The sequence below is a fragment of the Pseudomonas fluorescens genome, assembly GCF_902497625.1.
In the GTDB taxonomy this organism is placed as follows: Bacteria; Pseudomonadota; Gammaproteobacteria; order Pseudomonadales; family Pseudomonadaceae; genus Aquipseudomonas; species Aquipseudomonas fluorescens_BQ.
This window is the reverse complement of record NZ_CABVGX010000011.1, coordinates 37743-55131: the sequence shown is the minus strand read 5'-3', so window position 1 is coordinate 55131 and position 17389 is coordinate 37743. Positions and strand designations below refer to the sequence as shown.

Annotated in this window: 19 protein-coding genes and 1 tRNA gene; 3 read left to right on the top strand and 17 right to left on the bottom strand. The window is 59.0% G+C overall.

The features are described from left to right. Positions 1–28: 28 nt before the first annotated feature. The 11 genes from ndk to trmJ form a co-directional block, all read right to left on the bottom strand. Positions 29–454 carry a nucleoside-diphosphate kinase gene (ndk, locus tag F8N12_RS09385; protein WP_007916882.1) on the bottom strand — a complete coding sequence of 142 codons (426 nt, stop codon included), beginning with the start codon at positions 452–454 and terminating at the stop codon, positions 29–31. A 90-nt stretch (positions 455–544) separates the two neighbouring features. Next, positions 545–745 (bottom strand): Fe-S cluster assembly protein IscX, encoded by a 201-nt coding sequence (iscX, locus tag F8N12_RS09380; protein WP_150580208.1) that lies wholly within the window; start codon positions 743–745, stop codon positions 545–547. 14 nt (positions 746–759) lie between these two features. Next, a complete protein-coding gene (fdx, locus tag F8N12_RS09375; protein ID WP_028620144.1) occupies positions 760–1101 on the bottom strand; it encodes an ISC system 2Fe-2S type ferredoxin in 342 nt (113 codons plus the stop codon). After that, positions 1101–2966 carry a Fe-S protein assembly chaperone HscA gene (gene hscA, locus F8N12_RS09370; protein ID WP_150580207.1) on the bottom strand — a complete coding sequence of 622 codons (1866 nt, stop codon included), beginning with the start codon at positions 2964–2966 and terminating at the stop codon, positions 1101–1103. The genes fdx and hscA overlap by 1 nt, the downstream gene beginning before the upstream one ends. A 51-nt stretch (positions 2967–3017) precedes the next feature. Next, entirely contained in the window at positions 3018–3539 is a 522-nt protein-coding gene (gene hscB / locus F8N12_RS09365; protein WP_150580206.1) for a co-chaperone HscB, read from the bottom strand. Between the two features lie 8 nt (positions 3540–3547). Continuing rightward, positions 3548–3871 (bottom strand): iron-sulfur cluster assembly protein IscA, encoded by a 324-nt coding sequence (gene iscA / locus F8N12_RS09360; protein WP_028620147.1) that lies wholly within the window; start codon positions 3869–3871, stop codon positions 3548–3550. 27 nt (positions 3872–3898) lie between these two features. Then, positions 3899–4285: a Fe-S cluster assembly scaffold IscU gene (iscU, locus tag F8N12_RS09355; protein ID WP_028620148.1), complete on the bottom strand. Its 387-nt coding sequence runs from the start codon at positions 4283–4285 to the stop codon at positions 3899–3901. 95 nt (positions 4286–4380) lie between these two features. After that, positions 4381–5595 (bottom strand): IscS subfamily cysteine desulfurase, encoded by a 1215-nt coding sequence (locus tag F8N12_RS09350; protein WP_150580205.1) that lies wholly within the window; start codon positions 5593–5595, stop codon positions 4381–4383. A 51-nt stretch (positions 5596–5646) separates the two neighbouring features. Next, positions 5647–6138 carry a Fe-S cluster assembly transcriptional regulator IscR gene (gene iscR, locus F8N12_RS09345; protein ID WP_008042436.1) on the bottom strand — a complete coding sequence of 164 codons (492 nt, stop codon included), beginning with the start codon at positions 6136–6138 and terminating at the stop codon, positions 5647–5649. A 605-nt stretch (positions 6139–6743) separates the two neighbouring features. After that, positions 6744–7520, bottom strand: a complete 777-nt coding sequence (gene cysE, locus F8N12_RS09340; protein WP_150580204.1) for a serine O-acetyltransferase — start codon at positions 7518–7520, stop codon at positions 6744–6746. A 2-nt stretch (positions 7521–7522) separates the two neighbouring features. Beyond that, positions 7523–8293, bottom strand: a complete 771-nt coding sequence (gene trmJ / locus F8N12_RS09335; protein ID WP_150580203.1) for a tRNA (cytosine(32)/uridine(32)-2'-O)-methyltransferase TrmJ — start codon at positions 8291–8293, stop codon at positions 7523–7525. 147 nt (positions 8294–8440) lie between these two features. Here trmJ and suhB point away from each other — a divergent pair, with 147 nt between their 5' ends. After that, positions 8441–9259 carry an inositol-phosphate phosphatase gene (gene suhB, locus F8N12_RS09330; RefSeq protein ID WP_008014726.1) on the top strand — a complete coding sequence of 273 codons (819 nt, stop codon included), beginning with the start codon at positions 8441–8443 and terminating at the stop codon, positions 9257–9259. Between the two features lie 247 nt (positions 9260–9506). Here suhB and F8N12_RS09325 read toward each other — a convergent pair whose 3' ends face one another. From F8N12_RS09325 to queA, 6 genes are all read right to left on the bottom strand, one after another. After that, the gene (locus tag F8N12_RS09325; protein WP_150580202.1) at positions 9507–10055 is read right to left on the bottom strand and encodes a glycine zipper 2TM domain-containing protein; all 549 of its coding nucleotides are present in this window, start codon (positions 10053–10055) and stop codon (positions 9507–9509) included. A gap of 119 nt (positions 10056–10174) precedes the next feature. Continuing rightward, positions 10175–11089, bottom strand: a complete 915-nt coding sequence (gene secF / locus F8N12_RS09320) for a protein translocase subunit SecF (protein WP_150580201.1) — start codon at positions 11087–11089, stop codon at positions 10175–10177. A gap of 9 nt (positions 11090–11098) precedes the next feature. Further along, positions 11099–12967, bottom strand: coding sequence for a protein translocase subunit SecD (secD, locus tag F8N12_RS09315; protein ID WP_150580200.1), 1869 nt, complete (start codon positions 12965–12967; stop codon positions 11099–11101). Between the two features lie 64 nt (positions 12968–13031). Further along, a complete protein-coding gene (gene yajC, locus F8N12_RS09310) occupies positions 13032–13370 on the bottom strand; it encodes a preprotein translocase subunit YajC (protein ID WP_007916913.1) in 339 nt (112 codons plus the stop codon). Between the two features lie 43 nt (positions 13371–13413). Next, on the bottom strand, positions 13414–14529 hold the full coding sequence (tgt, locus tag F8N12_RS09305; protein WP_191623143.1) for a tRNA guanosine(34) transglycosylase Tgt: 1116 nt from the start codon (positions 14527–14529) through the stop codon (positions 13414–13416). A 14-nt stretch (positions 14530–14543) separates the two neighbouring features. After that, entirely contained in the window at positions 14544–15593 is a 1050-nt protein-coding gene (gene queA, locus F8N12_RS09300; RefSeq protein ID WP_150580198.1) for a tRNA preQ1(34) S-adenosylmethionine ribosyltransferase-isomerase QueA, read from the bottom strand. Between the two features lie 107 nt (positions 15594–15700). Between queA and F8N12_RS09295 the strand changes: the two genes are divergently transcribed. Both F8N12_RS09295 and F8N12_RS09290 read left to right on the top strand, forming a co-directional pair. Continuing rightward, a tRNA-Leu gene (locus tag F8N12_RS09295) sits at positions 15701–15785 on the top strand. 166 nt (positions 15786–15951) lie between these two features. Further along, entirely contained in the window at positions 15952–17193 is a 1242-nt protein-coding gene (locus F8N12_RS09290) for a tyrosine-type recombinase/integrase (protein ID WP_150580197.1), read from the top strand. The last annotated feature ends 196 nt before the right edge of the window (positions 17194–17389 follow it).

The window sequence follows — 17389 nt, the reverse complement described above, 5'->3', positions numbered from 1 at the left end:
GGATTCACCTTCACTCTTAAGCCAATGCTTAGCGAGTGGTTACTTCAGTAGCTGCGAAGAAGTACGAGATTTCGCGAGCAGCAGCGGCTTCGGAGTCCGAACCGTGCACAGCGTTGGCGTCGATGGAATCAGCGAAGTCAGCACGGATGGTGCCGGCAGCAGCTTCTTTAGGGTTGGTAGCGCCCATCAGTTCACGGTTCAGAGCGATTGCGTTTTCGCCTTCCAGAACCTGAACGACAACAGGGCCGGAGATCATGAAAGCAACCAGGTCGCCGAAGAAACCACGAGCGCTGTGCTCAGCGTAGAAGCCTTCAGCTTCGGCTTTGGACAGTTGCTTGAGTTTCGAAGCTACAACGCGCAGGCCAGCTTTTTCGAAACGAGTGGTGATCTCGCCGATGACGTTTTTTGCAACAGCGTCAGGCTTGATGATGGAGAAAGTACGTTGAACAGCCATGGTGTAACTCCAGAAACGGTAATTTGTGAAAAATTAAACCCGCGAATTATACGCGGGTTCTTGGGTATTGCCTAACGGCGTGCGGTGCGGTCAGTCTGCTTCTTCGATCCACAAGGTCTGAATCGCTTCGAGCACCTTTTCCCCGCCCCGGTCAGGCACGTCGTCGAACTCGGGCAGCGCCATGACCAGATTACGCAGTTTAACGAAGTTCACCGTCAGAGGATTAATGTCCGGGTGTGCCTCAGCAAGCTGTATAGCGATCTCTTGTACATCAACCCATTTCAGGCTCATGACATTTCCTTGAATCAGTGCGGCGCTTCGGCCGCATGGTTGAGCGAGTATTTCGGAATTTCCACGGTCAGGTCTTCAGTCCCGACGATCGCCTGACAGGCCAGGCGCGACTGCGCTTCCAGACCCCAGGCACGATCAAGGAAATCTTCCTCCAGCTCGTCCGCTTCTTCCAGCGAATCAAACCCTTCGCGAATCAGGCAGTGACAAGTGGTGCAAGCGCATACACCGCCGCAAGCGTTCTCCATCTCGATGTGGTGCTCGTGCGCCAGATCCAGGATGGAAGTACCGGGCTCAGCCTCGACCACCATGCCTTCCGGGCAAAACTTCTCGTGGGGCAGAAAAATGACCTGCGGCATCAAATATCCTCGATTTCATTCAGGTTGCGCCCCGACAGAGCGGCTTTCACCGTCAAATCCATACGGCGGGCAGCAAAGGCATCAGTGACTTGCGACAGACGCTTGGTCTGCTGCTCGATGGCGAAACCATCGGTGCCTTTCATCAGTTCAGTGAGTTCCTGCATATGCAGTTCGATGACCATGCGCTCTTCGGCATCGAGCAGGCGTTCGCCGTCGACATCCAGTGCGGCCTGCACGGCTTCGACCAGACGCTGGGCATCGACCTGCTGCTCACGCAACACACGGGCGACCTTGTCGTCATTGGCGTGCTGGAACGAATCCTTGAGCATCTTAGCGATTTCGCCGTCGGTCAGGCCGTAGGACGGTTTGACCTGAATGCTGGCTTCGACGCCCGAACCCAATTCCCGAGCCGCCACGCTAAGCAGCCCATCCGCATCGACCTGGAAGGTCACTCGAATCTTCGCCGCGCCCGCCACCATCGCCGGGATGCCGCGCAATTCGAAACGCGCCAGGGAGCGGCAGTCGCTGATCAGCTCGCGCTCGCCCTGCAACACGTGAATCGCCATGGCCGACTGGCCGTCTTTGTAGGTGGTGAAGTCCTGGGCACGAGCGACGGGGATGGTGGTGTTGCGTGGAATCACCTTCTCCATCAAGCCACCCATGGTTTCCAGCCCCAGAGACAACGGAATCACATCAAGCAGGAGCAATTCGCCGCCATCGCGCTTGTTGCCTGCCAACGTATCGGCCTGAATCGCGGCACCAATGGCCACCACTTGATCCGGGTCGATTTCCGTCAGCGGCTCGCGACCGAAAGCTTCCGCCACTGCTTCGCGAACGCGCGGCACGCGGGTCGAACCACCCACCATGACCACCGCGTGCACTTCTTCCAGTTCGATAGCGGAATCACGCACCGCACGGCGGCAGGCTTTCAGGCTGCGAGCGACCATTGGCTCAATCAGCGCGTCAAAGGCTTTGCGGGTGAGCTGCGCTTTCCAGTCGCCGTAAACGACTTCAACAGCGTCGGCATCGGTCAGCGCTTCTTTGGCCGCACACGCGGTCTGCAGCAGATGACGTTGCGCGCCCGGGTCGAGGTCGGCCGACAAACCGGCGCTGGTGATGATCCAGCCAGCGATCGCATGATCAAAATCATCGCCGCCCAGGGCACTGTCGCCGCCAGTGGCCAGAACCTCAAAAACTCCGCCGGTCAGGCGCAGGATCGAAATATCGAAGGTGCCGCCGCCCAGGTCATAAATCGCGACGAGGCCTTCAGCGTGTTGATCCAGCCCATAAGCCACCGCCGCAGCCGTTGGCTCGTTGAGCAGACGCAATACGTTCAAACCGGCCAGCTTGGCGGCGTCCTTGGTCGCTTGGCGCTGAGCGTCATCGAAATACGCCGGAACGGTAATCACCGCACCGACCAGCTCACCACCCAATGCCGCTTCGGCGCGCTGACGCAGCACCTTGAGGATATCGGCGGAGACTTCGACCGGGCTTTTCGGGCCCTGAATCGTTTCGATGAACGGCATGTGCGATTCGCCACCGACAAAGCGGTACGGCAGTTGCTCGCCCAATTGCTTGACGTCGGACAGACCACGACCCATCAAGCGCTTGACCGACAGCACAGTGTTCAAGGGATCGGCAGCGGCAGCCAGCTTGGCGGACTCGCCGACTTCAACGCGATCGGCGTGATAGCGCACAGCCGATGGCAGGATGACCTGCCCCTCAGCGTCGGCCAAAGGCTCGGAAAGACCACTGCGCAACGCAGCGACCAGCGAATTGGTAGTGCCCAAGTCGATCCCCACAGCCAGACGACGCTGGTGCGGTTGAGGACTTTGGCCGGGTTCGGCGATCTGCAGTAGGGCCATCGTTATCAGGACTTATCTGTATATCAGGCGTGCGACCGGAGCGGCACTGGGTTAATCGTCGAGGCGCTCTTCTAACTGGCGCACTTCGTAGGTCAGCTTGTCGAGGAACTGCATGCGTCGCATCAGGCGCTCGGCCTGCTCACGTTGCGCTGCATCGTCCCAACAGGCTGCAAAGCTTTGGTTCAAGACTTCCTGAGCGGTTTTCAAACGACGCTTGAACACCGCAACACCGTCGAGATCGGCGCTGTCTTGCAGGTCTTCGAGCTCTTCACGCAGCTCCATCTGCTGCAGGAGGAACTCCGGATCATGCACCGTGACCTCCAGCGGCAACTCGCGACCGCCCATGGCGAGCAGGTATCGCGCGCGCTTGGGTGGGCTTTTGAGCGTCTGGTAGGCCTCGTTCAGGCTCGCGGATTGCTCCAGCGCCTGCCGTTGCTCGCGCTCGGAAGCGTCCGCAAAACGATCGGGATGAACGGCTCGCGCCAACTCACGATAGCGCGCTGCCAACTGCTCGAGGTCCAGATTGAAACTCGGTTGCAGCTCGAATAAAGCGAAATGACAAGGAGTACCCACAAGAAGCCTCAGATATTGAAGCTTTCGCCGCAGCCACATTCACCGCGTACGTTGGGGTTGTTGAACTTGAAGCCTTCGTTCAACCCTTCCTTGACGAAATCGAGCTCGGTGCCGTCCAGGTAGGACAGGCTCTTGGGGTCGATAATCACTTTTTCGCCGTGACTCTCGAACACCTGATCCTCTGCAACCACCTCGTCGACAAACTCCAGCACGTAGGCAAGGCCGGAACAGCCTGTGGTGCGAACACCCAGACGAATCCCTTCACCTTTGCCGCGCCCGTCGAGGGAGCGCCGCACGTGTCGAGCAGCCGCTTCTGTCATGCTGATAGCCATCGGTGACTCCTTACTCGTCGCCAAAAATCAGATCAAGCCTTTCTTCTGCTTGTAGTCGCGAACGGCCGCTTTGATAGCGTCTTCAGCGAGTACGGAGCAGTGAATTTTCACCGGCGGCAAAGCCAGTTCTTCGGCCAGTTGAGTGTTCTTGATGGTCTCTGCTTCATCCAGAGTCTTGCCTTTCATCCACTCGGTCGCCAGGGAGCTGGAGGCGATGGCCGAACCGCAGCCGTAGGTCTTGAATTTGGCGTCTTCGATGATGCCGGCTTCGTTGACCTTGATCTGCAGGCGCATGACGTCGCCGCACGCCGGAGCGCCGACCATGCCGGTGCCGACATCAGGGTCTTCCGCGTCCATCTTGCCGACGTTGCGCGGGTTCTCGTAGTGGTCGATGACCTTTTCGCTGTAAGCCATGATTCAATCCTCACTCATCAGAGAGTCGCTCTTCAGACCCTGTAAAAACCATCGCGCTCGCGACGTTTTTACAGCGCCTGCCAACGGCGACTTAATTAGTGTGCCGCCCACTCGATTTTCGAAATGTCGACACCGTCTTTGTACATGTCCCACAGCGGCGACAAGGTGCGCAGCTTGGTGACGGCCTCGCAGACTTTCTGCGCGGCGTAATCGATTTCTTCTTCGGTGGTGAAACGGCCGAAGGTGAAGCGGATCGAGCTGTGCGCGAGTTCGTCGTTGCGGCCCAGGGCGCGCAGTACGTACGAAGGCTCAAGCGACGCCGAGGTGCAGGCCGAACCGGACGACACGGCCAAATCCTTGAGCGCCATGATCAGCGACTCGCCTTCAACATAGTTGAAGCTCAGGTTCAGGTTGTGCGGAACGCGGGCGGTCATGCTGCCGTTGACGTACAGTTCTTCGAGGCCTTCAACCTGTTTGAAGAAACGGTCGCTCAAGGCTTTGATGCGCACGTTTTCGGCAGCCATGTCTTCCTTGGCCACACGGAACGCTTCACCCATGCCGACGATCTGGTGAGTGGCCAGGGTGCCGGAACGCATGCCGCGCTCGTGACCGCCGCCGTGCATGGTCGCTTCGATGCGCACACGCGGCTTGCGGCTGACGTACAGTGCGCCAATGCCTTTAGGGCCGTAGGTTTTGTGGGCAGAGAACGACATCATGTCGACTTTCAGCTTCTGCAGATCGATTTCGACCTTGCCAGTGGACTGAGCGGCGTCGACGTGGAACAGAACGCCCTTGGAGCGGCACAGTTCGCCGATCGCCTGGATGTCGTTGATGGTGCCGATTTCGTTGTTCACGTGCATGGCCGAAACCAGAATGGTGTCGTCACGCATGGCTGCTTCGATCATCTCTGGCGTGACCAGACCGTCGGTGCGCGGCTCGAGGTAAGTCACTTCGAAGCCTTCACGCTCCAGTTGGCGCATGGTGTCAAGGACAGCCTTGTGCTCAATCTTGGTGGTGATCAGGTGCTTGCCTTTGGTGGCGTAGAAATGCGCCGCACCCTTGATTGCCAGGTTGTCGGACTCGGTGGCACCGGAGGTCCAGACGATTTCACGCGGGTCGGCGTTGACCAGATCGGCGACCTGACGACGGGCGTTTTCGACGGACTCTTCAGCCTTCCAGCCGAATACGTGGGAGCGGGACGCCGGGTTACCGAAGTTTCCGTCGACCAGCAGGCATTCACTCATTTTTTGCGCAACACGCGGATCAACCGGGGTGGTCGCAGAGTAATCAAGGTAAATCGGCAATTTCATGGACTCTCTCCTAAATCAGGCTGGCTGGCGCGCCGCTTGGCTCTTTGGCTGTCATTCGACGGCGGACGCTTCAATCTTGTCCAGGCGCGGCGTCTTGCTATTGCAACGACGCTGGTCCTGACGCTGGGCTACTTCTTGTACCTCACGGCGAGTGACAAGATCAGCCAAGCTGATACCGCTCAGAAATTCGTGAATCTGCAGGCTCAGGTCGCACCACAAATGGTGAGTCAGGCAGGTGTCGCCTTGATGGCAATCGCCCTGGCCCTGGCACTTGGTGGCATCGACCGATTCGTTGACCGCGTCGATCACCTGAGCCACCTGGATGCCCTGCATGTCGCGCGACAGCTGGTAGCCGCCACCCGGACCACGAACGCTGGAGACCAGGTTGCTGCGGCGCAATTTGGCGAACAGCTGCTCGAGGTAGGACAGGGAGATGCCTTGGCGCTCGGAGATATCGGCCAGGGACACCGGCCCGTGCTGCGCGTGCAACGCCAGATCGAGCATGGCGGTCACGGCGTATCGGCCTTTTGTAGTCAGTCGCATGGACAATTACCACGGAGTTCGGAATGGGGCGAGTATGCAATTCCCGAGTATTTAAGTCAACTATAAGACCTAGTACTTTAGTCAGGATTACCCGCAAAAGAGCGGCCGCATCATAGCAGGATCTGCGGCGCAATGGCACACCTGCGCCCCGCATCCCTCCTGTAGCAGCTGCCGAGGCACGAGGCTGCGTTCGCCCGTGAAACGAGCCCTGTAGCAGCTGCCGAGGCACGAGGCTGCGTCCGGCCGCGAAACGAGCCCTGTAGCAGCTGCCGAGGCACGAGGCTGCGTTCGGCCGTGAAACGAGCCCTGTAGCAGCTGCCGAGGCACGAGGCTGCGTCCGGCCGCGAAACGAGCCCTATAGCAGCTGCCGAGGCACGAGGCTGCGTTCGGCCGCGAAACGAGCCCTGTAGCAGCTGCCGAGGCACGAGGCTGCGTTCGACCGCGAAACAAGGCCTGTAGCAGCTGCCGAGGCACGAGGCTGCGTCCGGCCGCGAAACAGTCATCAATCCAGCGTGCGGTCATCCAGAATGAGCTGCCAGCGCAATTGCGAGCGCTTCGCACTCGGACGCAGCCTCGTGCCTCGGCAGCTGCTACAGCGCGTGCGGTCAGCTGGCCTGACTCTGGTCTTTGTCCTTGACGCAGGCGAAGTCTTCTTCGCGCAGCTCAGGCAGATCTTTTGCACAGTAATTGCTGCCCAGGTCCTTCAGCGCGCCGCACATGCCTTCCAGACGCCCGTCAACTGCCTGCAAATGATCGAGCAGTTGATTGATGGCGCGAGCCACCGGATCCGGCATGTCCTCGCCAACGCCATAGGCATCGAAACCGATCTTCTCGGCCATGGCTTTGCGTCGGGCGTCCTGCTCTTCATCAGGTTTGACGATAATCCGCCCCGGAATACCGACCACAGTCGCACCGGCAGGCACAGCCTTGGTCACCACTGCGTTGGAGCCAACCTTCGCGCCCGCACCCACCGTAAACGGGCCAAGCACTTTCGCGCCGGCACCCACCACCACGCCATCTTCCAGGGTCGGGTGACGCTTGCCTTTGTTCCAGCTGGTGCCGCCCAGCGTCACACCCTGATAAAGCGTGACGTCGTCGCCGATCTCAGCGGTTTCCCCGATAACAATGCCCATGCCGTGATCGATAAAGAACCGCCGACCCACTTTAGCGCCCGGATGGATCTCGATTCCGGTCAACCAGCGACCGAAGTTCGACACCAGCCGCGCCAGCCATTTCAGATCCGTGCGCCACAGCAACGACGACAAACGATGGATCCAGATGGCGTGCATGCCGGGGTAGCAGGTCAACACTTCAAAAGCGTTACGCGCCGCCGGGTCTCGGTGGAATACGCTTTGGATATCTTCACGCAAACGCTCGAACATCATTAATCCTTCCGCTTTAGAAGCTCGCCACGGGCCGCTTTCTGGGTTTCCGTGAGGATGCCACGCAATATGTTCATCTCCGCCCGGCTGACCGAGCTTCGTCCGTACAACCGGCGCAGGCGCGCCATCAAGTGCCGTGGTTTCTCCGGGTCAAGGAATTCGATGGCCACCAGGGTCTGCTCCAGGTGCTCATAGAATCGCTCCAGCTCATCCATGGTCGCCAGTTCAGCACTCTTGGTCGAAGCCACTTCTTCCTTCTCGACCTTGCTCGGCTGGCCTTGGGCCGCGAGCCAGGCCATGCGCACTTCATAACTCAACACCTGCACCGCGGCCCCGAGGTTCAGCGAGCTGAATTCAGGGTCTGAGGGGATGTGCACGTGGTAATGACATCGCTGCAGCTCTTCGTTGGTCAGGCCGGAATCTTCACGACCGAACACCAGGGCAATTTCGGCGCCTTGCGCAGCTTCCTCGACCACTTTCGTTCCGCACTCGCGGGGATCAAGCAGCGGCCAGGGAATGCGGCGGTCACGGGCGCTGGTGCCGAGCACCAGGTTGCAGCCAACCAAGGCATCTTCCAAGGTGGCGACGACTTGAGCGTTTTCAAGGATGTCGCCGGCGCCCGAGGCTCGCGCATCGGCCTCGTGGTGCGGGAACAACCGCGGCTCGACCAGCACCAGCCGCGTCAGGCCCATGTTCTTCATGGCACGCGCAGCCCCGCCGATATTCCCGGGATGACTGGTATTGACCAGGACGACACGAATGTTATGCAGCAAGGGAGGCGCTCTCGAACACAATAAAGGGGAGCAGAATCTTACAGCGCCAACTACCGTTAAGCTACGAAAGCGAACACCGTCCTTCACCTGCAGAAACTTTCTGAGTAGAATGCCCGGCTTTCTTTAACAACCTTAGGTGACACATCCATGCAGCCCATGCTGAATATCGCGCTGCGCGCCGCCCGCAGCGCCAGTGAATTGATCTTCCGCTCCATCGAGCGCCTGGATACCATCAAGGTCGACGAAAAAGACGCCAAGGATTACGTATCCGAGGTTGATCGCGCTGCTGAACAGAAAATCATCGACGCGCTGCGCAAGGCTTACCCGAATCACTCGATCATGGGTGAAGAAACCGGCATGCACGCCGGCACCGGGATCGAAGGCGAAGAATACCTGTGGATCATCGACCCACTGGACGGCACCACCAACTTCCTGCGCGGCATTCCTCACTTCGCTGTCAGCATTGCCTGCAAATACCGCGGTCGCCTGGAACACGCTGTTGTTCTGGACCCGGTTCGCCAGGAAGAATTCACCGCCAGCCGTGGTCGCGGCGCTCAACTGAACGGTCGTCGTCTGCGTGTCAGCGGTCGCACCAGCCTTGACGGCGCCCTGCTGGGTACCGGCTTCCCGTTCCGTGACGACCAGATGGACAACCTCGACAATTACCTGGGCATGTTCCGCGCTCTGGTTGGCCAGACCGCCGGCATCCGTCGCGCCGGCTCGGCGAGCCTGGACCTGGCTTACGTTGCAGCCGGTCGTTTCGATGCGTTCTGGGAGTCGGGCCTTTCCGAGTGGGACATGGCTGCAGGCGCCCTGCTGATCCAGGAAGCGGGCGGTTTGGTCAGCGACTTCACCGGCGGTCACGATTTCCTTGAGAAAGGCCACATCGTTGCCGGCAACACCAAGTGCTTCAAAGCAGTACTGACGGCGATCCAGCCGCACCTGCCGGCCTCGCTGAAACGCTAAGTTTGCGGGCACAAAAAAGCACCCTTAGGGGTGCTTTTTTGTGCCTGGGATTTACCCCTGCCTCACCACAAACCCCATGTAGGAGTGAGCCTGCTCGCGATAGCGATGTAGCAGTCACCACCTATTTTGAATGATGGATTGCTATCGCGAGCAGGCTCACTCCTACAGGGGTTTTGCTGTGTCGCTTAAATCGTGGACACAAAAAAGCACCCCGCAGGGTGCTTCTTTATATGCCTTGAATCGAGGCTTACTGCGCCGGCTCGTTCTGCGACAGGATCAACTTGCCTTCTTTGTCGACCGGAATCTTGTCACCCGGCTCGCGATCCATCCGCACTTTGCCTTCCTTGCCATCCAGTGAATAACGAACGTCGTAGCCGACAATCTTGTCGCTGATGTCATTCACCGTGTTGCAGCGAGTCTGGGTCGTGGTGTAGGTGTCGCGATTCTGCATACCTTCCTGCACCTTGTTGCCCGCATAACCACCGCCGACTGCGCCCGCCACCGTGGCAATTTTCTTGCCCGTGCCGCCGCCGACCTGATTACCCAGCAAACCACCCGCAACCGCGCCAATCGCGGTGCCGAGAATCTGGTGTTGATCTTTGACCGGTGCCTGGCGGGTCACCGCTACGTCCTTGCACACTTCACGTGGCGTCTTGATCTGTTTCTTGACCGGGTCAACAGCTAAGACTTGCGCATACTCAGGGCCGCTATTAACCAGGCTGTAGGTGGCAACAGCACCCCCGGCAGTCACACCGACAGCACCCAATACCGCACCAACCAGCAACGACTTGTTCACATGAACCTCCTGACCATCACGTGCGGGATAGCCCGCGCTTCTCCCAGCCTTGGAGCATAAAAAAAGGCGCGAGTTCAACACTCGCGCCTTTTCGGCCGACAGCTGGAAGACAATCGCCGTTATGGGCGGTCGTCAACTTCCTGATCGGCAACCACCGGAGGAATCAGATCCTCGGTGCTCAGGTTCAGCCAGATCAACACCACGTTGGCGATGTAGATCGACGAGTAGGTACCCGCCAGAACACCGATGAACAACGCCAGCGAGAAACCGAACAGGTTGTCGCCACCGAAGAACAACAGCGCCGCGATCGCCAGCAATGTGGAGATCGATGTCGCCATGGTCCGCAGCAGGGTCTGCGTGGTCGAGATATTGATGTTCTCGATCAGCGAAGCCTTGCGCAGCACGCGGAAGTTCTCACGCACCCGGTCGAACACGACGATGGTGTCGTTGAGCGAGTAACCTATGATCGCCAGTACCGCTGCGAGCACCGTCAGGTCAAAGGTGATCTGGAAGAACGACAGAATACCCAGCGTCACCACCACGTCGTGGATCAGCGAGACAATGGCACCGACCGCGAACTTCCATTGAAAGCGGAAAGCGAGGTAGATCATGATCCCGCCCAGCGCCATCAGCATGCCCAGGCCGCCCTGGTCCCGCAGCTCTTCACCGACCTGCGGGCCGACGAATTCTACGCGCTTGACCACGGCCGGGTTGTCGCCGCCGACCTTTTGCAGCGCTTCAGCCACCTGATGACCCAGTTGCGGATCCTCACCCGGCATGCGCACCAGCAAATCGGTGGTGGCGCCGAAGTTCTGCACCACGGCGTCCTGATAACCTGAAGCCACCAGTTGCTCACGCACCTTGGTGACATCGGCCGGACGCTCGTAGGTCAGCTCGATGAGCGTACCGCCGGTGAAGTCCAGGCCGTAGTTCAAACCCTTGCTGAACCAGCTGAACAACGCCAACAGGGTAAGGAGCACGGTGATGCCGAACGCAACGTTGCGAACGCCCATAAAGTTGATTGTACGTAACATGGCAGCCCCTTAAATCCACAGCTTCTTGAAGTCACGACCGCCGAAGATCAGGTTGACCATAGCGCGGGTCACCAGAATGGCCGTGAACATCGAGGTAAAGATACCCAGGGACATGGTCACCGCAAAACCTTTGACCGGGCCAGTGCCCATGGCAAAGAGAATCCCGCCGACCAGCAATGTGGTCAGGTTGGAGTCGAGAATCGCGGTGAATGCCCGGCCGAAGCCTTCGTTGATTGCACGCTGGATGGTCATGCCCGCCGCGATCTCTTCACGAATCCGCGAGAAGATCAGCACGTTGGCGTCGACCGCCATACCCATGGTCAGGACGATACCGGCGATACCCGGCAGGGTCAGCGTTGCCCCCAGCAGCGACATCAGGGCCAGCAGCAGCACCATGTTCACCGCCAGTGCGACGGTGGCGATGATGCCGAAGAAGCGGTAGATGGCGATGATGAACAGCGAGACGAACAGCATGCCCCACAGCGACGCATCGATACCTTTGGTGATGTTGTCGGCACCCAGGCTCGGGCCAATGGTGCGCTCTTCAGCGAAGTACATTGGCGCCGCCAGACCACCGGCACGCAACAGCAGCGCCAGTTCGGACGATTCGCCCTGACCGTTCAGGCCAGTGATGCGGAACTGGGCACCGAGCGGCGACTGGATGGTCGCCAGGCTGATGATCTTTTTCTCTTCCTTGAACGTCTGCACCGCAACGTCTTTCTCGACGCCATCAACCACTTGCTTGACGTAAGTCGTCACCGGGCGCTGCTCGATGAAGATCACCGCCATGCTGCGACCGACGTTATTGCGGGTGGCACGACTCATCAGCTCGCCACCGTGACCATCCAGACGGATGTTCACTTCTGGCGTGCCTTGCTCGCCGAAGCCGGCCTTGGCGTCCGTTACCTGGTCACCAGTGATGATCAGGCCACGCTCGATCTGCGCCGCAGGGCGACCGCCTTCGCGGAACTCGAAGCTTTCGGAAGTGGCTTTCGAAGCGCCCGGCTCTGCCGCCAGACGGAACTCGAGGTTGGCCGTCTTGCCGAGAATACGCTTGGCTTCTGCAGTGTCCTGCACGCCTGGCAGCTCAACCACGATGCGGTTGGCACCCTGACGCTGAACGATCGGTTCGGCAACACCCAGTTCGTTGACGCGGTTACGTACCGTGGTCAAGTTCTGCTTGATGGAGTATTCGCGGATTTCCGCCAGCTTGGCCGGGGTCATCGCCAGACGCAGCACCGGTTGGCCATTGAGGTCAGCCGGAACAATGTCGAAATCGTTGAAGTTTTTGCGGATCAGCGTACGCGCTTGCTCGCGAGCTGCTTCGTCGGTGAAGCCCAGCTGAACGGCACCATCGAGTTGCGGCAGGCTGCGATAGCGCAGCTTCTCTTTACGCAACAGGCTCTTGACGTCGCCTTCGTAGACTTTCAAGCGTGCGTCGAGGGCTTTGTCCATGTCCACTTCCAGCAGGAAGTGCACACCACCGGACAAGTCCAGACCCAGCTTCATCGGGTGCGCGCCGAGGCTGCGCAGCCATTGCGGAGTGGTTTGTGCCAGGTTCAACGCGACGACGTAGTCATCACCCAACGCCTTGCGCACAACATCCTTGGCTGGCAATTGGTCTTCAGCCTTGGTCAGGCGAATCAGCCCGCCCTTGCCGCCTTCTGCCAGCGTGGCAGCCTTGACGTTGATCCCGGACGCCTTGAGCGCTGCGCTCACACGGTCCAGGTCAGCCTGATTGACCTGCAGCGCAGTGCTCGCGCCGCTGACCTGAATGGCCGGGTCATCAGGGTATAAATTGGGAGCGGAATAAACCAGACCGACCGCCAGCACTGCCAGGATCAGAATGTATTTCCACAGAGGGTATTTGTTCAGCATCACGCCGCCCGCTTATGACGCGGGGCGCCTTGCGCGCCCCGTCGATTGAGTAGAAGTTGAAACTTTAGATCGCTTTCAGCGTGCCTTTTGGCAGCGTGGCGGCGATGGCGCCTTTCTGGAACTTCATTTCGACGGTGTCGGAAACTTCCAGAACCACGAAATCATCAGCCACTTTGGTGATCTTGCCGGCGATGCCGCCGGTGGTCACAACTTCGTCGCCTTTCTGCAGGCTGCTCAGCAGGTTCTTCTGCTCTTTGGCGCGCTTGGCCTGTGGACGCCAGATCATCAGGTAGAAGATGACCAGGAAGCCGACCAGGAAAATCCACTCAAAACCGCCACCCATTGGGCCGGCAGCAGCCGGTGCAGCAGCGTCAGCCATGGCATTAGAGATAAAAAAGCTCATTTAGCACTCCAGTTGCAAATGTTGAATCTTGGGGTCAGAAAACTCAGTCCAAAGGCGGAACGGGAAGTCCGCGTTTGGCGTAGAAGGCATCGACAAAGGCGGCCAATGTACCCTGTTGAATAGACTCGCGCAAACCAGCCATAAGCACCTGGTAATGGCGCAAATTGTGGATGGTATTCAACATGCTACCCAGCATTTCGCCGCACTTGTCCAGGTGATGCAGATAAGCGCGGGAGAAGTTCTGGCAGGTGTAGCAATCGCAGGTCGGATCGAGCGGCGAATCATCATGGCGATGGAACGCGTTTCGGATCTTCAGCACGCCTGTATCAATGAACAGATGCCCATTGCGGGCATTACGGGTTGGCATCACGCAATCGAACATGTCCACACCGCGGCGCACACCCTCAACCAGATCTTCCGGTTTGCCAACGCCCATAAGGTAACGAGGTTTGTCAGCGGGCATCTGGCCCGGCAGGTAATCCAGCACCTTGATCATTTCGTGCTTGGGTTCGCCCACCGACAGACCGCCAATGGCCAGGCCATCGAAGCCGATGTTGTCGAGGCCTTCCAGCGAACGCATGCGCAAATCCTGGTGCATGCCGCCCTGAACGATACCGAACAGCGCCGCCGTGTTGTCGCCATGCGCTTCTTTCGAACGCTTGGCCCAACGCAGCGACAACTCCATGGAAATGCGCGCGACGTCTTCATCAGCCGGATACGGCGTGCACTCGTCGAAAATCATCACGATGTCCGAGCCCAGATCGCGCTGGACCTGCATCGACTCTTCCGGGCCCATGAACACTTTGGCGCCGTCGACCGGAGAGGCGAAGGTCACGCCCTCCTCCTTGATCTTGCGCATCGCGCCCAGGCTGAAAACCTGAAAACCGCCGGAGTCGGTCAGAATCGGGCGTTTCCACTGCATGAAATCGTGCAGGTCGCCGTGCTTCTTGATGACTTCGGTGCCCGGGCGCAGCCACAGGTGGAAGGTGTTACCCAGAATGATTTCCGCGCCAGTGGCGGTGATGTCCCGGGGCAGCATGCCCTTGACCGTGCCGTAGGTGCCCACCGGCATGAACGCCGGGGTCTCTACGGTACCGCGCGGGAAGGTCAAACGACCGCGACGAGCCTTGCCGTCAGTAGCAAGCAACTCAAACGACATACGACTTTGGCGACTCATTCTTTGTCCTCAGGGCCACGCGGTGCGGGATTACGGGTGATAAACATCGCATCACCGTAGCTGAAAAAGCGGTATTCATTCTCCACGGCGGCTTTATAAGCGGCCATGGCTTCGGGATAACCGGCGAACGCCGAAACCAGCATCAACAGCGTGGATTCGGGCAGATGGAAATTGGTGACCAGGGCGTCGACTACATGAAACGGTCGGCCCGGATAGATAAAGATGTCGGTGTCGCCACTGAACGGCTTGAGCACGCCATCGCGAGCGGCGCTTTCCAGCGAACGCACGCTGGTGGTCCCCACCGCCACCACGCGACCACCGCGAGCGCGGCACGCGGCCACGGCATCGACCACGTCCTGGCCGACTTCCAGCCATTCGGTGTGCATGTGGTGATCTTCGAGCTTCTCGACGCGCACCGGCTGGAACGTACCCGCGCCCACGTGCAGCGTGACAAACGCCGTCTCGACGCCCTTGGCGGCAATCGCCTCCAGCAGCGGCTGATCAAAATGCAGCCCCGCCGTCGGCGCCGCCACCGCACCCAGGCGCTCGGCGTACACGGTTTGATACCGCTCGCGATCCGAGCCTTCATCCGGGCGGTCTATATAAGGAGGCAGCGGCATGTGCCCGACGCGATCGAGCAGCGGCAACACCTCTTCGGCAAACCCCAGTTCGAACAACGCATCATGGCGCGCCAGCATCTCGGCCTCGCCACCGCCGTCAATCAGGATCTTCGACCCTGGCTTGGGCGACTTGCTGGACCGCACATGGGCCAGCACGCGATGACTGTCGAGCACCCGCTCGACCAGAATTTCCAGCTTGCCACCGGAAGCCTTCTGGCCAAACAGCCGCGCCGGAATCACTCGGGTATTGTTGAACACCATCAAATCGCCCGAGCGCAAATGCTCCAGCAAATCAGTGAATTGACGGTGTGCCAGGGCGCCGCTGACCCCATCCAGGGTCAACAGGCGACTGTTGCGACGCTCGGCCAATGGGTGGCGAGCAATCAGCGAATCAGGGAGTTCGAAAGTAAAGTCAGCAACGCGCATGATGGGGTTCGTCTAGCAGGGGCCGGAAGTCTAGCCGAAATAGTGAAAATTCTCTATGTACCTGATTGACCGACGGTAATCTCATCTCTATACTTCGCCGCCATTGAGCCCTGATGGCGGAATTGGTAGACGCGGCGGATTCAAAATCCGTTTTCGAAAGGAGTGGGAGTTCGAGTCTCCCTCGGGGCACCAACCATATGTTTCTAGCTGTCTCAGACAGTTCACGAAACAGCACACGAAGCCCGCCTAGTGCGGGCTTTGTTGTTTCTGACTGTATCTCCCTATCTCACCTTATCTCTTCCCTCCGTGTATCCCACCTTGTATCCTCAGAAAAAGCCCTAACTCTGGGATACAGATCATGAAGCGTTCCGATATCAAGCGCCGCCCGTTGGCTGATACCGTACTGAGCAGTCTTGAGCCAGACACACAGGAATATCGAGAACTACATGAGCGCGGGCTTTACTTTCGGGTGAAACCGAATGGCGGTAAATCGTGGCAGCTCCGATACAAGAACGCGGCAAGTAAATGGGCGTGGATGGGGTTAGGCAGTTATCCCGAAGTGAGCGCTAAGCGCGCTGGCGAGGAAGCGGACAAGCTGAGGAAACTAATCAGCGACGGTATTGACCCACAGGAACAAAAGCTCGCCACCAAGGCTGCCACTGTAGCTGCCAAAACCCGGACATTCCGCGTAGCGGCGGATGGCTGGCTTAAGGCCAAAGTCGATAAAGGGCTGGCCGACTCCACCCTGAGTAAGATCCGCACCTATCTGGAGAAGGACATACTCCCTGCTCTGGGTGACATGCAGTTGGACGAAATCACCCGCACCGACTGCGCCGCCCTGCAAGCCTCACTCGAAGCGCGCAACGCTCATAACGTTGCCGAGAAGTGTCGCACTTGGATAAATCAGATATTTGGACGGGCCATTGGCCTAGGGCTGACGGAGAACGATCCGGCCAGCAGGCTGCGCGATATTGCTGCACCCGCCCCCAAGACTCAGCAACACCCGCACTTACTGGAGCCCGAACTGCCAGAGTTCATCCGGGCATTGAAATCTACAACTAGCCGCCTGCCTGCCAAGACCGCTGCATGGCTTTGCATCTGGACAGCATCCCGGCCCGGAATGGTGCGGCTGGCGGAGTGGGCGGAAGTAAACTTTGATGTCGCCACTTGGACGACACCCGCCGCCAAGATGAAGATGCGCCGGGATCATGTGGTCCCCCTGCCCAGCCAGGCGATCGATGCCCTACGCGAACTGCACAGGGTGACAGGCCGTAGCCGCTGGCTGTTCCCCGGCGTCGGACCGAAAAACCCGACAATCAGTGAAAACACGATCAACAAAGTATTCGCCGGGATTGGGTACAAAGGTCGCTTGGTCGGACATGGCACCCGCCACACTGCCAGCACCCTATTGCGCGAAAACGGCTGGCAAAAAGATCACATTGAGGCGCAACTGGCACACAAGGAGGAGGGCATCTCCGGCATCTACAACAAGGCCCAGTACCTTGAGCAACGCACGACCATGATGCAGTGGTACGCCGACCACTTGGACACGCTAGCCGCCGGCAACGTGGTGCAAGGCCAGTTCAACAAAAAAGCATAGTGCGTTGATTGCCGACCTTCCCTATGGCCCATAGACAGATATAGACTAAATACAACGCTGCTTGGATATACCGCATCCAATCAGTCGACCTCCGGCATTGCTCCGAGAACGTAGGAATAGTGCAATTCGGCGGCCCTTTGGGAGGGGGCGAAGCGTGGGTACTCGCGAGCACTTTCAGCCGAAATTAATGCGTTGC